Annotated in this window: 14 protein-coding genes and 1 pseudogene; 5 read left to right on the top strand and 10 right to left on the bottom strand. The window is 71.7% G+C overall.

The window, feature by feature from the left end:
* On the top strand, positions 1-288 hold a 288-nt coding region (locus tag AC3CH1_RS09170), incomplete at its 5' end, for an ABC transporter permease (protein ID WP_488462455.1).
* A 241-nt stretch (positions 289-529) separates the two neighbouring features.
* Here AC3CH1_RS09170 and AC3CH1_RS09165 read toward each other — a convergent pair.
* Positions 530-2,764, bottom strand: coding sequence for an MMPL family transporter (locus AC3CH1_RS09165; RefSeq protein WP_488462454.1), 2,235 nt, complete (start codon positions 2,762-2,764; stop codon positions 530-532).
* Positions 2,765-2,884: 120 nt separating this feature from the next.
* Positions 2,885-3,457 (bottom strand): TetR/AcrR family transcriptional regulator, encoded by a 573-nt coding sequence (locus AC3CH1_RS09160; RefSeq protein ID WP_488462453.1) that lies wholly within the window; start codon positions 3,455-3,457, stop codon positions 2,885-2,887.
* Between the two features lie 183 nt (positions 3,458-3,640).
* On the opposite strand from AC3CH1_RS09160, the gene AC3CH1_RS09155 reads away from it, so the two are divergent.
* Positions 3,641-7,054, top strand: a complete 3,414-nt coding sequence (locus AC3CH1_RS09155; protein WP_488462452.1) for a S41 family peptidase — start codon at positions 3,641-3,643, stop codon at positions 7,052-7,054.
* A gap of 516 nt (positions 7,055-7,570) precedes the next feature.
* On the opposite strand, the gene AC3CH1_RS09150 is transcribed toward AC3CH1_RS09155, so the two are convergent.
* The 4 genes from AC3CH1_RS09150 to AC3CH1_RS09135 form a co-directional block, all read right to left on the bottom strand.
* Positions 7,571-7,765 carry a hypothetical protein gene (locus AC3CH1_RS09150; protein ID WP_488462451.1) on the bottom strand — a complete coding sequence of 65 codons (195 nt, stop codon included), beginning with the start codon at positions 7,763-7,765 and terminating at the stop codon, positions 7,571-7,573.
* Positions 7,766-7,865: 100 nt separating this feature from the next.
* Positions 7,866-8,759: an SDR family oxidoreductase gene (locus AC3CH1_RS09145; protein ID WP_488462450.1), complete on the bottom strand. Its 894-nt coding sequence runs from the start codon at positions 8,757-8,759 to the stop codon at positions 7,866-7,868.
* Complete coding sequence (locus AC3CH1_RS09140; RefSeq protein WP_488462449.1) at positions 8,756-9,709, bottom strand: alpha/beta fold hydrolase; 954 nt, start codon at positions 9,707-9,709, stop codon at positions 8,756-8,758. Before AC3CH1_RS09140 ends, AC3CH1_RS09145 begins: the two co-directional genes overlap by 4 nt.
* Positions 9,706-11,334 (bottom strand): flavin-containing monooxygenase, encoded by a 1,629-nt coding sequence (locus AC3CH1_RS09135; protein ID WP_488462448.1) that lies wholly within the window; start codon positions 11,332-11,334, stop codon positions 9,706-9,708. Before AC3CH1_RS09135 ends, AC3CH1_RS09140 begins: the two co-directional genes overlap by 4 nt.
* Positions 11,335-11,502: 168 nt before the next feature.
* Here AC3CH1_RS09135 and AC3CH1_RS09130 point away from each other — a divergent pair, with 168 nt between their 5' ends.
* Positions 11,503-12,147, top strand: coding sequence for a MerR family transcriptional regulator (locus AC3CH1_RS09130; protein WP_488462471.1), 645 nt, complete (start codon positions 11,503-11,505; stop codon positions 12,145-12,147).
* A 190-nt stretch (positions 12,148-12,337) separates the two neighbouring features.
* Here the strand turns inward: AC3CH1_RS09130 and AC3CH1_RS09125 are convergent, their stop codons facing one another.
* Positions 12,338-13,153 carry an exodeoxyribonuclease III gene (locus AC3CH1_RS09125; protein ID WP_488462447.1) on the bottom strand — a complete coding sequence of 272 codons (816 nt, stop codon included), beginning with the start codon at positions 13,151-13,153 and terminating at the stop codon, positions 12,338-12,340.
* A gap of 50 nt (positions 13,154-13,203) precedes the next feature.
* Here AC3CH1_RS09125 and AC3CH1_RS09120 point away from each other — a divergent pair, with 50 nt between their 5' ends.
* A complete protein-coding gene (locus AC3CH1_RS09120) occupies positions 13,204-13,695 on the top strand; it encodes a GNAT family N-acetyltransferase (protein ID WP_488462446.1) in 492 nt (163 codons plus the stop codon).
* Positions 13,696-13,745: 50 nt separating this feature from the next.
* Here AC3CH1_RS09120 and AC3CH1_RS09115 read toward each other — a convergent pair whose 3' ends face one another.
* Together AC3CH1_RS09115 and AC3CH1_RS09110 are read right to left on the bottom strand one after the other, a co-directional pair.
* Positions 13,746-14,207: a GNAT family N-acetyltransferase gene (locus AC3CH1_RS09115; protein ID WP_488462445.1), complete on the bottom strand. Its 462-nt coding sequence runs from the start codon at positions 14,205-14,207 to the stop codon at positions 13,746-13,748.
* Between the two features lie 46 nt (positions 14,208-14,253).
* Positions 14,254-15,800: pseudogene (locus AC3CH1_RS09110) on the bottom strand (sigma-70 family RNA polymerase sigma factor).
* Positions 15,801-15,939: 139 nt separating this feature from the next.
* On the opposite strand from AC3CH1_RS09110, the gene AC3CH1_RS09105 reads away from it, so the two are divergent.
* On the top strand, positions 15,940-17,133 hold the full coding sequence (locus AC3CH1_RS09105; RefSeq protein WP_488462444.1) for a helix-turn-helix domain-containing protein: 1,194 nt from the start codon (positions 15,940-15,942) through the stop codon (positions 17,131-17,133).
* A 57-nt stretch (positions 17,134-17,190) separates the two neighbouring features.
* Here AC3CH1_RS09105 and AC3CH1_RS09100 read toward each other — a convergent pair whose 3' ends face one another.
* Complete coding sequence (locus tag AC3CH1_RS09100; RefSeq protein ID WP_488462443.1) at positions 17,191-18,411, bottom strand: S1 family peptidase; 1,221 nt, start codon at positions 18,409-18,411, stop codon at positions 17,191-17,193.
* Between the last annotated feature and the right edge of the window lie 42 nt (positions 18,412-18,453).

Here is an 18,453-nt window from a genome sequence, read left to right as displayed (position 1 = left end):
GGCATGGCCAGCCCGAACGCGGAGGCCGCCGCCAACAGCGCACAGCCGCTGATCCTCCTCCCGCTCATCTCCAGCGCCTTCATCCCGGCCGACACCATGCCGGGCTGGTTCCGGCCGATCGCCGAGTACCAGCCCTTCACCCCCGTCATCGAGACCCTGCGCGGCCTGCTCCTCGGCACCGAGATCGGCCACAACGGCTGGCTGGCCGTCGGCTGGAGTCTCGGCCTGGTGGTGCTCGGCTACCTGTGGTCGAAGTCGCTGTTCCTCCGCGACCCGGCGGCGCGCTGACCGCGTGCGGCGCCCGGCCCGCGCCTCGCCCGCCCTCGACGACTCGCCCGTCCTCCACCGGAGGAACGCCGCAGGAGGAACGCCGCAGGAGGAAAGCCGCAGGAGGAAAGCCCCCGTGCAGTGCGCACGGGGGCTTTCGCTGTGCCCCGGTCCCCGTCCCCACAGGTAACCGGGGCTTCCGGGGTCACGCTCCGCTCAGACGCGGCCCCGGAGCTGGGAGAGCGTCGTCGGGACGGACGGGTCAGACGCGGGTGAGCTCGCGCTCACCCTCGCCGCCGCCGTCCCCGGGCCCCTGCGAGGAGCCGGGATCGTCGGTCAGCTGCTTCTGCAGCTTCTCGCCCTCCACGTCCACGTTGGGCAGCGCCCGGTCCAGCCAGCGCGGCAGCCACCAGGCCCGCTTGCCGAGCAGGGCCAGGACGGCGGGCACGATCGCCATCCGCACCACGAAGGCGTCGAAGAACACGGCGATGGCGAGCGAGAAGCCGATCATCTTGATCATCTGCTCGCTGGAGCCGATGAAGCCGGAGAAGACCGCCATCATGATCACCGCTGCGGCCGTGACCACCCGTGCGCCGTGCTTGAAGCCGGTCACGATGGCCTGGTCCGGGCTCTCGCCGTGGACGTACGCCTCGCGCATCCGCGTGACGAGGAAGACCTCGTAGTCCATCGCGAGACCGAAGACCACGCCGACCATGAAGATCGGCATCATGCTCATGATCGGGCCGGTCTGCTCGACGCCGAAGAGCGAGCCGAGCCAGCCCCACTGGAAGACCGCGACGACCGCACCGAGGGCCGCGACCACCGAGAGCAGGAAGCCCAGGGCCGCCTTCAGCGGGACGAGGATCGAGCGGAAGACCAGCATCAGCAGCAGGAACGCGAGACCGACGACGAGCGCCAGGTAGGGCAGCAGCGCGTCGTTCATCTTCTGCGAGAAGTCGATGTTCATCGCGGTGGCGCCGGTGACCAGGACCTCCGCGCCGGTGTCCGACTTCACGTCCGCACCCGCGTCGCGGATGGAATGGACGACCTCCTCCGTGGCGTGGGAGGACGGGCGGTCCTTCGGAATGACCGTGATCGTCGCGGTGTCGCCGGCCTTGTTGAAGGCGGGCGGGATGACGGCGCCGACGCCGATGGACTCGATCTCCTCGGAGACCCGATCCGCGGCGGCCTTGCCGTCGGAGCTGTTCTTCGTGTCGACGACGACCAGCAGCGGACCGTTGAACCCGGGGCCGAAGCCGTCCGAGAGCATGTCGTACGCCTGACGCTGCGTGGTCGACTTCGGCTGGGCGCCGTCGTCGGGCAGGCCCATCTCCAGCGAGGCCGCCGGTACGGCGATGACGCCGAGGCCGAGGACGCCGACGAGCATGACCCAGACCGGCTTCCGCAGCACGAACCGTGCCCAGCGGGTGCCCATGTTCGGCTTGGCCTCGGTGTCCTTCTCCTTCTCCGCGGCCTTGCGCGCCTTGCGGCCCATGACCCGCTTGCCCGCGAAGCCGAGGGCGGCCGGGACGAGGGTGAGGGCGATGAGGACGGCGATGGCCACCGTTCCGGCGGCGGCGAAGCCCATCTTCGTCAGCATCGGGATGTTGACGACGGCGAGGCCCACCAAGGCGATGACCACGGTCAGCCCGGCGAAGACGACCGCGGATCCGGCCGTTCCCACGGCCCGTCCGGCGGCCTCCTCGTGCTCCCTGCCCTCGGCCAGTTCGGCGCGGTAGCGGGAGACGATGAAGAGCGCGTAGTCGATGCCGACGGCGAGGCCGATCATCATGGCGAGGATCGAGGTGGTGGAGCCCAGATCCAGCACACTGGCCAGCGCGGTGATCGTCGAGACCCCGATGCCGACCCCGATGAGCGCGGTAACGAGCGGAAGTCCGGCGGCGACCAGCGATCCGAAGGTGATGACCAGGACGATGGCGGCGATGACGACACCGATGATCTCGGCGGTCCCGGTGTGCGGCATGACCTGGAGGGCGTCGCCGCCTATCTCCACCTTCATGCCGCTCTTCTGCGCGTCCTTGCCCGCGTCCTCCAGGGAGTCCCGGGTCGCGTCGGTCAGCTCCATGGAGTTGGCCTTGTAGGAGACCGAGATGTACGCCGTCGAACCGTTCTGGCTCACAGCCTGCGTCTCGAACGGGTCGGCGACCGAGGCGATCTGCTTCGAGCCGGAACGCAGCTCCTTGACGATGCCGGTGATCTCGCTCTTGTTGGCGGAATCAGTCACCTTCTCGCCCTCGGGCGCCTTGAAGACGACACGGGCGGTGGCACCGTCGGCACTGGTGCCGGGGTTGCGCTGTTCCAGCAGGTCGAAGGCGCGCTGCGCCTCCGTACCAGGAATGGAGAAGGAACTGGAGGTGGCGGCGGGCGCGGTGGCCGCACCGATTCCGGCGACCGCCAGCAGCGCCACCCAGATCAGGGCGACGAAGCGGCGGCGGCGGAAGGTGAGCCGTCCGAGCTTGTAGAGGAAAGTGGCCACGAGGGCGTACTCCCGGTCAGGTCGTATGAGTGGAATTGGGCATGAGGAACCAGCCCGACGACGAGAGCGGCGTGTCAGGTGGAGCGTCGGGGAGAGGGCCGTACGGGTGGGGCGGGGACGTCAGACACCGAGGGCGGGGAGAACCACGGAATCCACGTAGTCGATGAGGAACTCCTGGTCGACAGGGCGGTCCTCGATCAGTTGCCGGGCGGCCAGCGCGCCGACCAGCATGTGCGGGATGTACTTCAGCGCCGGATTGTCCGGCCGCAGTTCACCCCGGTCCCGCGCCCGTTGCAGCATCTGGTCGAAGCCGGTCATCTCCGGTTCGATCAGCAGCTCGCGCAGGGCCTGGAGCAGCTCGGGGTACTCATGGACGGCATGGCTCAGGCCCCGCATCAGCGCGGCGTCCTTCTCCATCTGGCAGTCGTCGGTCCGGCTCAGCGCGGCATGGAAGTCCCCGCGCAGCGAACCGGTGTCGATGTCCGCGAGGTTCCCCGGCTTGTTGTGCCGCAGCGCCTTCGCGACCAGCTCGGGCTTGGAGCCCCACTGGCGGTAGAGGGTGGCCTTGCTCGACCGGGTACGGGCGGCGACGGCGTCCATGGTCAGGGCGTCGTAACCGACCTCCCGGAGCAGGTCGAGGACGGCCTCGTACAGCTCGCCCTCACGCTCGGGGGTCAGCCTGGTGCGTGCCATGTGCCGACCTCCTTCGCTTCACTGCCCGGTGTCCCGCTCATTGTCAGTCAGTCCCGCTCAGCATCGAACGAAACTGTTTCGTACACCTGAACCGTACCCGCACCGCCCAGCGAAACGAAATCGTTTCGCTTGTGTTCTGCACCACAAGTTGCCCCGGACCCCGCGCACCGAAAACATTGGGGGGTGAGTGACGACGTCGCGTATCTCCGTTTCCCGCACCTTCACCAGGACTTGCTGTGCTTCGCGGCCGAGGACGACCTCTGGGTCGCCCCCCTCGCCGCCGCCGGGCACCGCCCCGGACGGGCCTGGCGGGTGACCGTCGACCGGACCCGGGTCAGCCATCCACGCTTCTCGCCCGACGGCTCCTCCATCGCCTACACGACCTGGCGCACCCTGGACCCCGAGATCCACCTGACCCCGGTGGACGGCGGCCCGGCCCGCCGGCTCACCCACTGGGGCTCGACCGACGCCCGGGTCTGCGGCTGGAGCCCCGATCCGGGCGAGGCCTGTCAGATCCTCGCCGTCTCCTCGCACAACCAGCCGTTCTCGTACTTCTCCTGGGCTTACAGCGTCCCCACCGACGGCGGGCCCGGCGGCAGGCTCCCCTGGGGCCCGGTCTCCGACATCGCGGTCGCCGACGTCGACGGCGAGCGCCGCACCCTGCTGCTCACCGGCACGCCCCCGCACGAACCGGCCGCCTGGAAGCGCTACCGGGGCGGGGCCATGGGCCGCCTGTGGCTGCACGGCGAACGCCTGCTCCCGGACATCGACGGCCACCTCGCCAACCCGATGTTCGTCGGCCGCCGCATCGCGTTCCTCTCCGACCACGAGGGCGTCGGCAACCTCTACTCCTGCCTGATGGACGGCACCGGCCTGCGCCGGCACACCGACCACGACGCCTTCTACGCCCGCAACGCCTCCAGCGACGGCCACCGGGTGATCTACCAGTGCGCGGGCGATCTGTGGCTGGTCGAGGACCTGGAGTCGCCCGACGCCACCCCGCGCAAGCTGGAGGTGCGCCTCGGCGGCCCGCGCACCGGCCGACGCGTCCACCAGGTGCCCGCCGCCAGCAACGTCGACTCGCTCTCCGTCGACGAGACGGGCCGGGCCAGCGCCGTCACCGTACGCGGCAGCCTCTACTGGCTCACCCACCGCGACGGCCCCGCCCGCACCATCGCCGACACCCCCGGCGTCCGGGTGCGGCTGCCGGAGATGCTCGGCAGCGGCGGTCAGGTCGCGTACGTCACCGACGCGGACGGTCCCGACGCCGTCGAGATCGCCTACCTGCCGCGCGCCAGCGGCGACCGCCCGCCGCGCAGGCTGGCCTCCGGGCTGCTGGGCCGGGTCCAGGAGATGACCTCCGACCCGGAGGGGGAACGCCTCGCCATCGCGTCGAACGACGGCCGCCTGCTGCTCCTGGACACGGGAGAGCCCGAGGTGGAGCCCCTGGGAACCGTGGCGGAGGAGAAGGCCCCCAGCGGCTCGACCCGCGCCGACCTCCACGCCGCCACCGGCGCGGCGGCCCCGGACAGCGCCGCGCCGGTCGACGAGCACCCCGGCCTCACCGAGCTGATCCGCTCGGTCAACGGGCCCGTGCGCGACCTCGCCTTCTCCCCCGACGGCGACTGGCTGACCTGGTCGCACCCGGGCATCGGCCGCTCGCTGCGGCAGATCAAGCTGGCCCGGATCTCCGGCCCCGGCGCCCCGGTGGTCGTCGACGTCACCAACGGCCGCTTCGAGGACGAGAACCCGGTCTTCACGGACGACGGCCGCTACCTCGCCTTCCTCTCCTGGCGCGGCTTCGACCCGGTGTACGACGTCCACACCGGCGACCTGTCCTTCCCGCTCGGCTGCCGCCCGTACCTGGTCCCGCTCTCCTCGGCGACCCCGTCCCCCTTCGCCCTCTCGCCCGACGGCCGTCCGGCGGCGGGCGGCCTGGACCCGGTGGACGTGCCGGAAGGCGGTACGCCGGAGGGGTCCACGGTCATGGTCGAGTTCGAGGGGCTGGAGAGCCGGGTGACGCCGTTCCCGGTCTCCGCCTCCAAGTACTCGGCGCTGGCCCCGGTGAGCGGCGGCGGGCTGGTCTGGCTGCGCTGGCCGATCTCGGGGGCGCTGGGCGAGACGTTCGCCAACCCGGCCGACATGTCGGGGCGGCCGACCCTGGAGCACTTCACCATCGCGAAGGCCCGCAGGACCGAACTGGTCGACCACCTCGACTGGTTCTCGGTCAGCGGCGACGCGTCCCGCCTGGTCGTGATGGACGACGGCGAACTCCGCGCCGTACCGGCCACCGAGCCCGGCGACACCGACTCCACGGTCTTCCTGGACCTGCGCCGCATCCTGCACGAGGTCGACCCGGGGGCGGAGTGGCGGCAGGCGTACGGCGAGGCGGGGCGGCTCATCCGCTCCTACTTCTGGGAGCCGAACATGTGCGGCATCGACTGGGACGGGGTGCTGGACCAGTACCGTCCCCTGGTCGAACGGGTCGCGTCACCGGACGAGTTCGCGGATCTGCTGCGCGAGGTGCTGGGCGAGCTGGGCACCTCGCACGCGTACGTCTCCCCCGCCCGCCGCAACGAGGGCCCGCCGCACTACCAGCGCGCGATCGGCCTCCTCGGCGCCAACCTGGTCTGCCGGGACGGCGCCTGGACGGTCCAGCGCATCCTGCCCGGCGACTCCTCGGACTCCAAGGCCCGTTCGCCGCTGGCGGGTACGGGGATCAGGGAGGGCGCGGTCCTCACCCATGTCGACGGCCGCCCGGTGGACCCGGTCGCCGGCCCGTACCCCCTGCTGACGGCGGCGGGCGGCACGACGGTGGAGCTGACCTTCTCCCCGGCGGGCGGCGGCCCGTCCCGCCGGGTGGCGATCATGCCCCTGGTCGACGAACGCCCGCTGCGCTACCAGGACTGGGTGGCCAAACGCCGTGACGTCGTACGGGAGTTGAGCGGCGGCAAATGCGGCTACCTGCACATCCCGGACATGGGCGGCTCGGGCTGGGCGCAGTTCAACCGCGACCTGCGGCTGGAAGTCTCCCGCCCCGCCCTGATCGTGGACGTACGGGGCAACGCGGGCGGCCACATCAGCGAGCTGGTCGTGGAGAACCTCACCCGCAGGATCCTCGGCTGGGACCTGACCCGCAACGCCCAGGCGGTGAGCTACGCCTCCAACGCGCCGCGCGGTCCGGTGGTCGCCCTGGCCGATGAGGCGACCTCCTCCGACGGCGACATGATCACCGCCGCGTTCCGGCTGCTGAAGCTGGGCCCGGTGGTGGGCCAGCGCACCTGGGGCGGCGTGGTCGGGATGACCGGCCGCCACCGCCTGGGCGACGGCACGGTGATCACCGTGCCGATGAACGCGGCCTGGTTCGACACGTACGGCTGGTCGGTGGAGAACCACGGCGTGGAACCGGACGTGGAGGCCCTGCGCACGCCGTTGGACTGGGCGGAGGGCCGGTACGCCGTCCTCGACGACGCGGTCCGCCTGGCCCTGGAACTGCTGGCCGCGCACCCGGCGGCGACCCCACCCTCGTACGAAACGGCCCCGAACCTGCGGAGGCCACCGCTGCCACCGAGGCATGCAAACCCGTCCGGCGATTGAGGACATCCTTTCCAGCCTGTCCGGCCACCCCCAGCCCGCCCGGCGATTGAGGGCGTCCTTTCCAGCCCGCACCCCGGCCACCCCCAGCCCGCCCGGCGATTGAGGGCATCAGTTCCAGCCCGTCCGGCGATTGAGGACATCTTTTCCAGCCCGCACCCCGGGCGCCTTTCGGGGCTCCGCCCCGGACCCCGCTCCTCAATCGCCGGAGGGGCTTGAAAACGCCCCCCTCGGCCACCCACCCCAGCCCGTCCGGCGATTGGGGGCATCAGTTCCACCCCAGCCCAACGATCGAGCGCATCCTTTCCAACCCACCCCGGCCACCCCCAGCCCGCCCGGCGATTGAGGGCATCAGTTCCAGCCCGTCCGGCGATTGAGGACATCTTTCGAGCCCGCACCGGGGAAGCGCGGCGCCTCACGCCAAGAAGGAGGCGCACCCGGTCACCCGGATGCGCCTCCTGGAGCGACGCGCACGCACGCGCGAACCCGCAGCACGCACGCGTCACACCTCAACGACCGTCAACGGTCAAAACGCTCGCGCGCCTGGTCCTTCGCGTCCTGGGCACGGTCCTTCATGCCCGAGGAGGAGTCCGACTCCTGGTCACGGCCCTGGGCGGCCCGGTCCTTGGCCTCGCCCTTGCCCTGACCCGCCTTCTGCTTGGCCTGGTCGGCGAGCTCCTGCGCCTTGTCCTTGAACTGGTCAGAAATACCCATGCTGTTCACTCCTGTGGGATGCGTGGGGTACGTGGGGGACGGCCCCCTGCGGGGCCTCGCCCAGCGTTGCACGGCCCGACATCCCTCGCATTTCGTACCGCTACGTACGGTCAGCGCGCTCCGCACGCGCGTCCTGGTCCGCCGCTCCCCCGGCCCCCACCAGCCCCTTCGACACGGTGTGGAGCCGCGGCTCGAACCGCCGCATCTCGCGCTGCCCGCCGATCGCGATGACGGACGGCAGGTAACCGCGGACCGACTGCATCCCGCGCAGCCACCACTGGGCGTACACATGCGGGGAGCGCCGCGCGATGCCGTCCACGATCCGGTCGACGGCCGGGCCGAGCGGGTACGTACGGTTCATCGGCCACGGCAGCCGCCGGCGCAGCTCGCGCATCACGTCGTCCCGGTCCGCCCCCCGCACCATGTCGGTGTCGGTCCAGGAGAGGTAGCCGACGCCGACCTTGACGCCCTTGTAGCCGACCTCGGCGCGCAGGCTGTGCGCGAAGGCCTCGACGCCCGACTTGGACGCGCAGTACGCCGTCATCATCGGAGCCGGGGTGATCGCGGCCAGCGACGCTATCTGGAGGAAGTAGCCGCGGCTCTCCATCAACACCGGCAGGAAGGCCCGCCCGGTGATCGCGCCGCCGATGAGATTCACCTCTATGACCCGCCGCCAGGCGTCCGGGTCGGATGCGGCGAACGGGCCGCCCGAGGCGACGCCCGCGTTGGCGACGACGACGTCGACCTTGCCGAAGCGGTCCTTCACCTCGCGCGCCACCCGGCCCATCGCCTCGTGGTCGGTGACATCGGCGAACCAGTGGTCGCTCTCGCCGTGCAGCCGCTCGGAGACCTTCTTCAGCTCGTCCCGCTCCAGGCCGACGAGCGCCAGCGTCGCCCCGCGTGCCGACAGCTTGCGGGCCAGCAGCTCTCCCACCCCCCGGGCCGCACCGGTGACGACGACGACCTGACCCTGAAGACTCCGCTTGCCGCTCATGCGACATCCTCCTTCTCCGCCGTGGCGGCTTTCCGCTCGGCGACTGCCCCCGTGGCGACGTACCGGGTGACCAGCTCCCTGATCTTCGCCGTGACGGCCTCCGGGGCCTCCACCGGCGTCATGTGCCCCATGCCCGCCAGCTCGGTCAGCCCCAGCCCGACCGGCAGCGCGGCCGCGAGGGACCGCGCGTGGGCCGGCGGGGTCAGCCGGTCGTCCGTGCCGGCGATCACCGCGGTCGGCACCCGCAGCTCGCGCACGCCCGCCGCGAGGTCCAGCTCGCCGAGCACCTGGCCCCACCCCACGCGCGCCCGGCGCGGGCAGGCGTGCACGATGCGGGCGCAGGCGTCGACCCGGTCCGGAGCCGAACCGGCCCCCATCGTCGCGTACTTGAGGACCTTCCTGGAGACCGGATTGACCGGCCCGAGCGGTGCTTTCGCGCCCAGTACGGCGGTGGTGAGCCGGGTCCGCAGCGCACCCGCGCGCAGCGGCAGGACGCGGGCCTCGGCGGCCAGCCGCGTACTGCCGGTGGAACAGAGCAGCACGGCGGCGGCGTGCTCGCGGAGTCCGGGGCGCGCGGCGGCGGCCATCACCGTCATCCCGCCCATCGAGTGCCCGGCGAGCACCGCCCTGCGGCCCGGGGCGAGCGTCGCGGCGAGGACCGCTTCGAGATCGTCGGCCAGCGCGTCCGTGCTGTAGCCGCCCGGGCCGGGTTCGGGGGTGAGCCCGTGGCCGCGCTGGTCGTAGGCGATGACCCGGTGGTCGGCGGCCAGGTCGCGTATCTGGGCGTCCCAGAAACGGGTGTTGCAGGTCCAGCCGTGCGCCAGGACCACCGCCGGGGCGTCCTCGGGGCCGTGCAGTTCGACGTGGATCCGGGTCCCGTCGGCGGAGCGGGCGGTCAGCTCGGCCGCGGGGACCGGCGGTACGGTGTCGCGGTGCAGGAGGCGGCTCATCGCGCGGCCTCCTCGGCGACCGCACCGGCACCGGAGCCGGGGCCGACGCCGGAAGCCGTGTCGGAGGCGGCGGTCACGGTCTCGCGATCGGTGCGGCCCGGCTGCTCCGGTACGCGTCCGCTCCCGGCGGCCCGCCCCGTCCCGCCCGCCGCGCCGACCCGTACGACGTCGTACTCCGCGAGGTCCACCGAACGCGTCTGCCGCCGGAACTCACCCGTGGTGCCGGGCCAGACGGTGGTGTTGCGGCCCGCCTCGTCCAGGTACCAGCTGGTGCAGCCGCCGGTGTTCCACACCGTGCGCTTCATCCGCTGCTGGACCCGGTCGTTCCACGCGGTGACGGCGGCGGAGCGGGCTCCGAGTGCGGCGCGTCCGCCCAGCACGTTCAACTGCCGCAGGTAGTCGGCCATGTAGTTCAGCTGGGACTCGATCATCAGGATCATGGAGGAGTTGCCGAGCCCGGTGTTGGGTCCGATGATCGTCATCCAGTTGGGGAACCCGGCGGCGGTCGCGCCCCGCAGCGAGTTCATCCCGTCCTTCCAGGACTCGGCGAGCGTGATGCCCTCCTCGCCGACGACCCGCTCAGCGATCGGCATGTCCGTCACATGGAAGCCGGTGCCGAAGATGATCGCGTCGACCTCCGCCTCGCTCCCGTCGGCGGCGACCACCGTGGAGCCGCGTATCTCGCCGAGCCCGGCGGCGACGACGTCCACATTGGGCTGGGCGAGGGCCGGATAGTAGGTGCTGGAGAGCAGGATCCGCTTGCAGCCGATGCGGTAGTCGGGGGTCAGCTTGGCCCGCAGGGCCGGGTCCTTGATCGCCCGCGCCATGTTGGACTTGGCTATCTTCTCCACCAGGCCCAGCTGGTCGGGGTGCTTGGTGAAGGCGCTGACCTGCAACTCCCTGATGCCCCACAGCAGTCCGCGACGCGCCGTGCCGGTGACGGGGACGGCCCGGTGCAGTGCCCGTTCGGCCTTGCTTATCGCGCGGTCCATGCGCGGCATGACCCAGGGCGGGGTGCGCTGGAAGAGCGTGAGCTTCGCGGTCATCGGCTGGATCGCCGGGACGATCTGGATCGCGGACGCGCCCGTTCCGACCATCGCGACGCGCTTGCCGGCCAGGTCGTAGTCGTGGTCCCAGCGCGCGGAGTGGAAGACCTTGCCGGGGAAGGAGTCGAGCCCGGGTATGTCGGGCGTCCTGGGGTCGGAGAGCGGCCCGGTGGCGGAGACGACGACATCCGAGTGGAGCACGGCCCCGTCGGCGGACTCGATCACCCAGTACAGGTTCTCCCTGTCCCAGGTCATCAGTTTCACCTCGTGGTTCAGCCTGATGTGCGGGCGGAGCCCGAAGGTGTCGGCGACGCGCTCCAGGTAGGCCCGGATGTGCTCCTGCCCGGAGAAGGTGCGCGGCCAGTCGGGGTTGGGGGCGAACGAGAAGGAATAGAGGTGGGACGGTACGTCGCAGGCGCAGCCGGGATAGCTGTTGTCGCGCCAGGTGCCGCCCACCGAGTCGGCCCGCTCCAGGACGACGAAATCGGTGATGCCTTCGCGGCGCAGCCGTACGGCGGCCCCCAGGCCCCCGAATCCGGTTCCGATCACCGCCACACGTACGTGTTCCTGCTGGGCCATGCTGCCGCCTCCCGCGGTACGCCACACGACTCTGCCAGCAATCACTGGCATTGTTCGGAGGGTAGAGCAGGACCGTACTGATGGGTAGGGGGCGGGCCGAGGAAAGTTACCGGCGGTACAACATAGGGTGCCTCTGTGGCCGAAAGACGCGAGCACCGCGAATACCGCATGGAGGAGCTGGCCGAGGAGGCCGGAATCACCGTGCGGACCCTGCGCTTCTACCGGGAGCGCGGGCTGATCCCGCCGCCCCGCCGCGAGGGCCGCATCGCCTGGTACGACGACCACCACCTGGCCCGGCTGCGGACCATCACGGGCCTGCTGGAGCGCGGCCACACCCTCAACGGCATCGCCGACCTGGCGGCCACCTTCGAGAGCGGCCGCGATGTCGCCGAGGTGCTGGGTCTGGGCGAACCGACCGAGGAGACCCCGGTCCGCCTCACCCCGGAGCAGCTCGCGGACTACTTCGAGGGCGAGGTCACACCGGAGAACCTCGCCACCGCACTGGACCTGGGCTATCTCGCCACGGACGGGGACGAGATCGTGCACATCAGCCGCCGCCTCCTGGAGGTGTCGGCCGAGCTCGTACGGGAAGGGGTGCCGCTGTCCACGGTGCTCTCCTCGGGCCGCCGCGTCCGCGAGCACGCGGACGCGCTCGCCGAGATCTTCGTACGCGTACTGCATGCCCACACCGCGGAGACCGAACCGGCCCAACTCCGGCCACTGGCCCGCGCGGTGGTGGACGCCGAGCTGTCCATGGCCCTCGACCGGAGGCTGCGCCGCGAGGACGGCACACAGCCCCCGAAGTCCGACTGACGCCCGCCTCACCCGGGGCGCGGGCCGGGCCCCCCGGGGTGTCGGCCGGTACCCGGGGTGTGGGCCGGGTCCCCGGGAGTGTCAGCCGGCACCCGGGGGTATGGGCCGGACCTCCAGGGTGTCGGCCGGGCCCCCGGGGCATGGGCCGGACCCCCGGTGTGTCGGCCGGCCCCCCGAGTGCCGACCGGGACTACCGCTCGTAGACGACCGTCACCGGCGCGTGGTCGCTCCAGCGCTCGCCGTGCGTGGCCGCCCGCTCCACCCAGGCCTTCACCGCGCGTCCGGCCAGCCCCGGGGTCGCCATCTGGTAGTCGATGCGCCAGCCGCTGTCGTTGTCGAAGGCCCGCCCCCGGTACGACCACCAGCTGTACGGCCCCTCGACCTCCGGGTGCATCGCCCGCACGACGTCCACGTAAGCCGCCTCCTCCAGGACCCGGGTCAGCCAGGCACGCTCCTCGGGAAGGAAGCCGGAGCTCTTGCGGTTGGCCTTCCAGTTCTTCAGGTCCGCCTCCTGGTGGGCGATGTTCCAGTCGCCGCAGACCACGACCTCGCGGCCGGCCGCCGCGGCCCGCCCTTTCAGACCCTGGAGGTAGGGCAGGAAGGCGGCCATGAAGCGCTCCTTCTCGTCCTGACGCTCGGTGCCGACCTCGCCGGAGGGCAGATACAGGCTCGCGACGGTGACACCGGGGAGGTCGATCTCCGCATACCGGCCGCTCGCGTCGAACTCCTCGGCCCCGGGGACCTCGAAGCCGCCGAAGCCGATCTGAACCCGCTCGGGTGCCTGCCGCGAGTAGAGCGAGACGCCGGCGCGCCCCTTTGCGGCGGCGGGCGCGTGGACGGTGTGCCACCCTTCGGGAGCGCCCACACCTTCGGGCAGCTGGGCGAGCTCGGCCCGCACTTCCTGGAGGCAGACCACGTCGGCGTCGGTCCCCGCCAGCCACTCGACGAAGCCCTTCTTGGCGGCGGCGCGGAGCCCATTAACATTTACGCTGGTAACGGTGAGCATCCCGAAACAGTACCCACTCCCCCTCTAAGCATAGTTGTACGATATTTAGCATGATTATTCAGACACGGCCTTTCGACCACCCCGACGCCGTCAAACTCAACGACCAGGTGCAGCTCGAATACGGCGAGCGCTACGGCGATGGGGGCGATCTCACAGTGCTCGACCCCTCGATGTTCCTTCCGCCGCGCGGCCTGTACCTGCTCACCTACGACGAGCTGGACCGCCCGGTGGCGACCGGCGGCTGGCGGACCCAGGACCGCAACGCCGAGGGCTACTGGGACGGCGACGCCGAGATCAAGCGGATGTTCGTGATACCCGAGGGGCGCGGCAAGGGCCTGGCGCGGCGGATGCTGGCCGCCCTGGAGGAGGACGCACGCGCCGCCGGACGGATCCGGATGGTCCTGGAGACCGGCGACCAGCAGCCCGAGGCCATCGCGCTCTACGCGTCGAGCGGCTACACGGTCTGCGAGAAGTTCGGCCACTACCGGGAGTACGAGAGCAGCATCTGCATGGCGAAGCCGCTCCAGAGGCCCGGAGCCTGACCCGGCTCCCCGGGTGCCGGAGAGCCGGCCCGCCCGGCGCGGCGGGTCGCTCAGGCACCCCCGCCGAGCACCAGGACCACGTGCTCGTCCTCCCCGTACCGCACCGTGCCGGTCGCCGTGAACCCGCACTTCTCCAGCAGCCGTATGGAGCCGGTGTTCCCGGCGGCGGGGTCCGCGTACAACGGGCGTACCGTCTCCCGCTCCAGGAACGCGGTCAACGCCCGGGTGCCGACGCCCCGGCCCCAGTACGAGCGGCCGAACCAATAGCCGACGTAGCGCCGCTCACCGTCCCACCAGGCCACGATGCTCCCGGCCGTTTCACCGTCCACGACGACCGTCCGCACGAGGTTGGCGGGGTCCCCCAGCACCTTCGACGTCCAGTGCGCCATGAACGCCTCCCGCTCGCGCGGCGGGAAACGCGATCTCCGCACCGCCTCCGGGTCGTGCTCGTACGCGAGGAAGAACTCCAGGTCCGCTGGTTCCACATCCCTGAGAAGCACGCTGTTGTCCATGCCGACCGAGTCTGGCACCCGCCACTGACAATCGGCCGGGGGCCGCTCAGCGCGGGGTGGCCAGCACCTGGGTCCAGTAGGGGCCACGCGGGGAGTCGGCGATGCCCACGCCCACATGGACGAAATCGCAGTTGAAGATGTCGCCGTCGCGGCCCGGGCTGTTGCGCCATTCCTCGACGACCGCCGCCGGATCGCTCATGCCGGTCGCGATGGTCTCCCCGACGGCCGACCAGTCGTAGCCCGTGGCGTCGACGCGGTCGCCCGCGCCCCGGCCCGAGGAGTCCGTGTGGTCGAAGTAGTCGTGCGCGGCCATGTCCTCGGAGTGCCGCTGGGCCACCTCGGTCAGCCGGGGGTCGGTCGCCAGCTCCGGGCAGCCGTTTGCGGCGCGCAGGGTGTTGACCCGGGTGACCACGCCCGCTTCCGGGCGGGGGCGCGGCTCGGCGGGCTCGGGCGGGGCGGCGGGCGACGGGGCGACGGTGAGCGGCCGGGCGACGGCGGTACGGCTCGGCGTCGGCGAGGGCGAGGGCGAGGGCGAGGCCGTGGAGGGCGCCGGAAGCGGCTCGGCGGGGGCGCCGCGGGCGGCGGAGGCGAGGGCGACGGGCTGTACATGACGCCCCCGCCCCGTGATGCGGGCGGAGCGGAGGCGGAGGGCCAGATCAGCACGGCGAGGGCGGTTACGGCGGCCGCGCCGGCCATGAGCCCCACCGCCTTCCCGGCCGAGAACGCGCCGGAGGCGGAAGGGGCCGAGGCGAGCGGCGCGGAGGCGGCAGGGGCGGACGCGGACGCGGCGGCCGGTGCCGCCGATGAGGCGAAGGCCACCGCCGCCTGCTGCCCGCCGTCGTAGAGCGGCACCACCAGGGCGAGCCCGGAGAGCAGGCCCTCCGGCGGAACCAGCCCCGCACTGCCGTCGGAGCAGGAGGCGCAGCCACGTACGTGGCGGGCGATCCGCTTGCGCCACAGCGGCGTCGGCGTACCGTCCCAGTCCCCCAGCAGGTCCTCCAGGGCCGGGCAGCGGGGGTCGGACGCCAGGGCCCGGACGACCGCGCGGCCGACGTCGAGCTGGTTCTTCACCCGCTGGACGCGTACGGCGGCGTGCTGCGGGGAAAGCCCGAGCGCCTCGGCGAGTTCGGACCGGGTGAGGTCGCCGGTCGTCTCCAGCCACCACAGGGACAGCACGTCGCGCTCGGATCCGTCCAGCCAGCGGGTGGCCTCGGCCGTCTCGCGCCGCTGGCCGGAGAGTTCGAGGCGCAGGATCGTCAGGTCGACGAAGTCGGCGGCGGGGTCGGCCGGCTCATCGGTCGCCTCCAGCGGGGCCGGGCGGTGGCCGAGACCGGACCAGCGGGTGCGGACCTGGTTCATGGCGATGGCGACGAGCCAGGAGCGGAAGCGGGCCGGATCGCGCAGCGAGGGCAGTCCGGACAGCGCCCGGAGCATGGTCTCCTGCACCACGTCGTCCACGTCCGGATGGCCGTTGAGGGCGCGCCCGACGACGTTGTAGACCAGCGGGAGGTACTGGGAGGCCAGCCGTTCCCCGGCGGCACGGTCGCCGTTCCTCGCCGCGATGACCAGAGCGGTGCTGTCCACGCCGTTCACGCCCTTCGTTCGGTTCGCCACCAGGATGTGGGACAGGTCACCCCTGAGGGTTTTGTTATCCGTCCGCCGCCCGGTGGTCAACCAGTATGCGGGGGCCCGTAGGCCGTCCCGCCGAGAGAGTGCCGGGAACGGGAGGAACATGTCGAGCGATACGGACACCGACGTCACGCTGCCGGAGGCCACGGCCGGCGGAGCGAACGACTCCACCGGTCCGGACACCACCGAAGCACCGGTCACCGAAACGCAGGTCGCCGAAGCACGGGTCACCGAAACACGGGTCACCGAAGCACAGGCCACCGAAGCACAGGCCACCGAGGCGCACGCCACCGAAGCACCGGTCACCGAGGCGCACGCCACCGCGGCGCGGACGGGCGAGGCCATCACCACCTCGGCCCTGCACGCGGCGGCGACCGGCGCCGACACCTTCCCCGGGGCGCTGCGGGAGGCGCTGAACCGCCGCGGGCTGTCCCTGGAGCGGGTGAGCGAACGGCTCAGGGTGCGCGGCATCACCATCAGCCAGGCCACCCTCAGCAGCTGGCAGCGCGGCCGAAGCCAGCCCGAACGGGCCCGGTCCCTGCGCGCGGTGGAGGTGCTGGAGGAGATCCTGGAACTGCCCGCCGGAGCCCTGCGCTCGCTGCTCGGACCGCGCCGCCCGCGCGGCCGGATCACCCCGCCCGGCGCGGAGGGGGCGGCGCTCCAGATCCTCGGGGAGGACTCGGTGGTCGAGAAGGCCCTCGGCGCCCGCTTCCGCCACTTCAACCAGGAGACCAGCTCCCTGATGGTCCACGACATCGTGAGGATGGGAGAGAGCGGCACACTGAGCGCGATCTCCACCACGAACGTGCTGCGGGCCAGCCGGGCGGGGGCCGACCGGGCCATCTTCGTGCTCAGCTTCGACGACGAGGCTGCCGAGCCGCTCGATATCAAGGTCAGCTGCGGACGCCTCGCCGAGGCCACGTATCTGAAGGGGCTCAAATCCCTGGTGCTGGAGATCCACTTCGGCCGGGAGCTGGCCAAACTGGACACCACGGTGGTGAGTTACGCGGTCGAGGTGAGCCCGTCCGAGATGCCTGCCACCCACTACGAGCGCTGGTCGCGGACGAACCTCCACGAATACCTCCAGCAAGTCTTCTTCCACCCCGGCGCCCTGCCGTCGGACTGCCACCGCTACGTCCGGGAGAAGGTCGGCGCCCCGCCCCGCGCCCGCCGGCGTATCCCGCTGAGCGAATCGCACGACGTCCATGTCCTCACCTCCCGGTGCAGGCCCGGCGTCCACGGGGTGGCGTGGGACTACGGGACGGGAACAAGTGGAACGGGAGACCGCCCAGGATGAGTGGACGGCCTCCCGCGTCTGGGGGGTGGCCTTGGCCGGTCCGAATCTGTGGTGCGGCTACTTGGTGTTGAGGGTCAGCCCGTAGTACGCGAGGGCGTCGTCGAGCGGCTGGAAGTAGGAGGAACCGGGCGAGTTGACCTGACCGTTGCAGCGCTGGTTGCTGGGACCGCCGGACGTCATGCCCTGGGCCTGGTCACCGGAGATGTACGCGCCTCCGCTGTCCCCTCCCTGGGTGCAGACGCTGGAGCTCGCCAGGCCGGTCACGACGGTGTCCGGACCGCCGTTCCGGTCGGTGTAGGTGACGCTGACGTTGTACGAGCCGACCCGGCCGCAGGTCCACTGGGTGGTCTGTCCGGACTTGCAGAGCGCCGCACCCGAGGGGGCCCGCTTGCTGCCCTTGACCGGGACGGTGCCGGCCCGGCCGTACGTGGTGACGTCGAGGCCGATCGAGTGGCCGGCGTCGACGGTCGCGATGCCCATGTCCACGCTGCGGGTGCCCAGCGCGAACCGGGTGTGGGTGCCCTTGGCGAACCGGGTGCCGTTGTAGGCCAGGGCCGGCAGGTCCTCGATGCAGTGCCCGGCGGTCACGAGCACCTGCCTGCCGTTACGGTCCTTGGCACCGTAACCGACGGAGCACAGGTAGCCGTTGAAGGTCATCCGGCTGCCGGGCGGAACGACGGCCTGGGTCTCCAGCTTATCCTGGCCCTTCACGACGCGTACGGCGTCACCGTTGCTCTTCGCCGCCTTGAGGAAGCTGCGGGTCGCGGCGTCCGAGTCGCCGTTGACCTCGACGGTCACGGTGTCCGACGCGAGGTCGACGGACCACGCGGACACCCCGGCCGGGGCGCTCTTGAGCGCCTTGGCGTCGAGCTGTGCCTTGATCCGGTCCAGCTCGCTCTCGCCGCGCTCGGGGACGCGGGCCTTGAGCCCCGCGGCCCGTACGTCCTTCGCCGCTTCGGCGTCGGCGGCGTTGACGATCAGCGAACCGTCCTCGGCGAAGAAGGCCCCGAGCGTGTCGACCCGGTCCTTCCGCAGCTCCGCGAACCGGCCCTGCTGGTCGGCCTCGCGGTCCAGCCGCCGCACGGCGGCCTTCTCGCTGACACCAAGGGTGGTGGCGAGCGCCTTGACCATCTCCGGCTGGTACGCCGGAGCCGAGGGGGCCGAGGGCTCCGTCGGCGCCCCGGCGTAGGCCCCTGTGGCGACTCCGGCCGACAGAAGGGCGCCGATCGAGGCGGCGACGATGTATCTGCGCGCGTTCTTCTTCCGACTGTGCTTCACGCGATTCCTTCCGCTACGCAGGCGAGCGTCCAGACAATGGGG

This window comes from Streptomyces sp. MGP-P1 (assembly GCF_057766565.1).
This window is presented reverse-complemented; position numbering and strand designations above follow the sequence as displayed.

What these genes read in the sequence shown, in the direction of transcription:
- AC3CH1_RS09140 (WP_488462449.1), bottom strand. Translation starts at nt 9,709, where the DNA reads ATGAGCCGCCTCCTGCACCGCGACACCGTACCGCCGGTCCCCGCGGCC.
- AC3CH1_RS09105 (WP_488462444.1), top strand. Translation starts at nt 15,940, where the DNA reads ATGTCGAGCGATACGGACACCGACGTCACGCTGCCGGAGGCCACGGCC.
- AC3CH1_RS09125 (WP_488462447.1), bottom strand. Translation starts at nt 13,153, where the DNA reads ATGCTCACCGTTACCAGCGTAAATGTTAATGGGCTCCGCGCCGCCGCC.
- AC3CH1_RS09135 (WP_488462448.1), bottom strand. Translation starts at nt 11,334, where the DNA reads ATGGCCCAGCAGGAACACGTACGTGTGGCGGTGATCGGAACCGGATTC.
- AC3CH1_RS09145 (WP_488462450.1), bottom strand. Translation starts at nt 8,759, where the DNA reads ATGAGCGGCAAGCGGAGTCTTCAGGGTCAGGTCGTCGTCGTCACCGGT.
- AC3CH1_RS09115 (WP_488462445.1), bottom strand. Translation starts at nt 14,207, where the DNA reads ATGGACAACAGCGTGCTTCTCAGGGATGTGGAACCAGCGGACCTGGAG.
- AC3CH1_RS09120 (WP_488462446.1), top strand. Translation starts at nt 13,204, where the DNA reads ATGATTATTCAGACACGGCCTTTCGACCACCCCGACGCCGTCAAACTC.
- AC3CH1_RS09160 (WP_488462453.1), bottom strand. Translation starts at nt 3,457, where the DNA reads ATGGCACGCACCAGGCTGACCCCCGAGCGTGAGGGCGAGCTGTACGAG.
- AC3CH1_RS09130 (WP_488462471.1), top strand. Translation starts at nt 11,503, where the DNA reads ATGGAGGAGCTGGCCGAGGAGGCCGGAATCACCGTGCGGACCCTGCGC.
- AC3CH1_RS09150 (WP_488462451.1), bottom strand. Translation starts at nt 7,765, where the DNA reads ATGGGTATTTCTGACCAGTTCAAGGACAAGGCGCAGGAGCTCGCCGAC.